Source organism: uncultured Caballeronia sp. (genome assembly GCF_964243625.1).
Taxonomy (GTDB): Bacteria; Pseudomonadota; Gammaproteobacteria; order Burkholderiales; family Burkholderiaceae; genus Caballeronia.
This window is the reverse complement of the sequence record NZ_CAXTGZ010000789.1, coordinates 1-2,398: the sequence shown is the minus strand read 5'-3', so window position 1 is coordinate 2,398 and position 2,398 is coordinate 1. Positions and strand designations below refer to the sequence as shown.

Annotated in this window: 1 protein-coding gene and 1 pseudogene; one reads left to right on the top strand and one right to left on the bottom strand. The window is 53.3% G+C overall.

Going from position 1 to position 2,398, the window contains the following annotated elements; translation table 11 throughout:
• Positions 1–313: 313 nt before the first annotated feature.
• A complete protein-coding gene (locus tag ACFFAR_RS30920; protein ID WP_174365490.1) occupies positions 314–1,027 on the top strand; it encodes a GntR family transcriptional regulator in 714 nt (237 codons plus the stop codon).
• Positions 1,028–1,055: 28 nt separating this feature from the next.
• On the opposite strand, the pseudogene ACFFAR_RS30915 reads toward ACFFAR_RS30920, so the two are convergent.
• Positions 1,056–1,619, bottom strand: a pseudogene (locus ACFFAR_RS30915) (DDE transposase); the annotation flags it as partial.
• Positions 1,620–2,398 lie beyond the last annotated feature (779 nt).

Here is a 2,398-nt window from a genome sequence, read left to right as displayed (position 1 = left end):
GCCTACAGTTTGGGAGCACCGAGGAGGTCCGTGAGTTCAGCGTTCACTGTCAAATTTTCTGCCAAGCTCCTAAGCCGAAGCCGATGTGTCGCCTTTGGAGAAAGGTTTCCCTTATGGTCGATGCTCTAGCGAGCGAGCCTTTTGGGTGAAGCGGCAAGCTCTTGCCGATTGGATAGTTGTTTAGTACCCGCTTATACGGAGAGATCAGTGATAAACAACAGGGGCATCAACTGCGTGCGCTTAGTCGTAATTGGCACCGTTGAGGGATTCAAACCGAAAAACCCAGTTTCGATCGACGATTGTTTAGACGAACATGAATAACGCATCCTCCGCAGCGGTCGCATTGAAACCGTCGAATGGCGAAGATCGCGGCCGGACACTCACGACCGAATTTTACGAGCGTCTACGCAGCGATATTCTTCGCGGTCAGCTTGCCCCCGATACCAAGTTGCGCATCGATGCGCTCAGCGAACAGTACGCCGTGGGCCCAACGCCGGTGCGAGAGGCACTGAGCCGGCTATCAGCGGAAGGATTGGTAGATAAGCGGGAGCTACGAGGGTTTGCCGTGACGGGCGTTAGTCTCACGGAAATTCGTTCACTGACGAAAACACGCTGCTGGCTTGAAGAAATCGCATTGCGCGAGTCGTTGCGAAATAGAACCGATGCATGGGAAGAAGGCGTCCTGATTGCATTCCATCGGATGACGCGTCTGCCACGACTCGAAAGCATGAATCCTCCCGTTCCGGCGCCGGCTGCTGACCTGTTGCATTGGGCTTACCACGACGCACTTGTGGCGAACTGTGACTCACCATCGTTGCTCAGCTATTGCAAAGATCTTCGGGAAAAATGTGACCGCTATCGCTCCTTGGCGGCGTCCAGCATTTATCGGCCCGATCGCGATCCGATGGCAGAGCATCGAGCAATTCTCGACGCGGTTCTCGCGAACGATGTCGACACTGCGGTGAGGAATCTAGTAGCACACTACAAAGCGACGTTAAAGCAAGTCGAAAGACACTTCGCCGTATGAAATACTGCTGCTTATGCCGTAATGCCGTTCAGTTAAGATTCTTCTTGAGGCGTCGAACGGTGTGACGTTTAGTGGGATTTGACGACTCGGTCGCATGCGCGCCCGGGTCGTTTTTCATTGGGTAGCGACTTGAGGCGTTCAAGCAAACGCTTAAGACCGGTTGGCGATTTTGCATAGGCTGGAGTAATAGCGGCCCACATCATTTTGTGCTGGATCGTATGAAGGACGCGCACGAAGCTGATATCAGGCGGTTCGAATTTGGCTTCCCATGCGGCGCTGGCGATCTCACGGCGAATCAGGTTGTATGCGATCAATGTGCACCATATCTCCTGGTACACGCCTTCGACGGTGCGGCTGCGCAAGGTCAACTCCGAACCCAGCATCGATTGCTTGATCTCCCGATAACCGGTTCCGATCTCCCGACGACGCTCGTAGCAGGCCACGATATCAGTGGGTTTGAAACGCCGACGGTCGCCCAGCGAAGTCAGCAGCGCGCGTCAATGGTGCGAATTGCCTGTGCGTTCCAGAATTCGGGCAAAGCCGGGCACTTCTTGCCCGCCTGCCGCGAGACGCGCATGCGCACCGTTGCATCGTAAGCATCCGGCGATCTCATCTGGTTTTTGTTCCTGGGCGTAAGAGCATACGTTTCCACGATCAGGAAGCGGACACGTGCACACTATTTCCCAAGACATTTCGACGGGGCGCACTCGGCGGACTTATAGCACCTCGTTTAAGTCAGAGCTTATCGAGCTATCGAACAATGTCGCCAGGTCGGGCGTCTCATGTTCAGCCGTGGCGATCTCCCTTATGGATCGGACTTGGTTTTGGGGTCAAAATCAAGCTTCACTGCATTAAGAGCCGACACATCTCGCGGAGTCTTTACAGATAGCCTCGCCGGCCTCTATATTGTTCAGGATCCCGAACCAATATTTAATGGATTTTGTGATGTGAGTAAAGGGGTTGCCGCAATTATCACCAATTGGTACGCGGCTCTATTCGCAATTTATCCGTGAAGAATGGGCTGTTCGGTGCGGCACTCTTGTGGGGTCGTCGTAGCGTCAACACCATAAGTTGTGCAGGCACGCCATACCCAACGTTGAAAGATGTAAGCCGCGACGACCCGACAGATAATGAAGTTTCAGAGGGTCCCCAGCCCGATCGTGACCGCGCCAAAACTAGGAGTGAACTGGATTGCACTTCAGCGGGATTCAATCGCCGCCGAATACGCGGTCTACGCGCATACAGGATACGCGCTTTTGCCGAATTCTTTCAAGAATGCATCTGCTCCTCTTAGATCGCAGAGCGCTAAATCTCGGTTGCCGGAGGAGTTTGGAAAATTATTCCATATAAGAATATTAAATTAGAATTTAT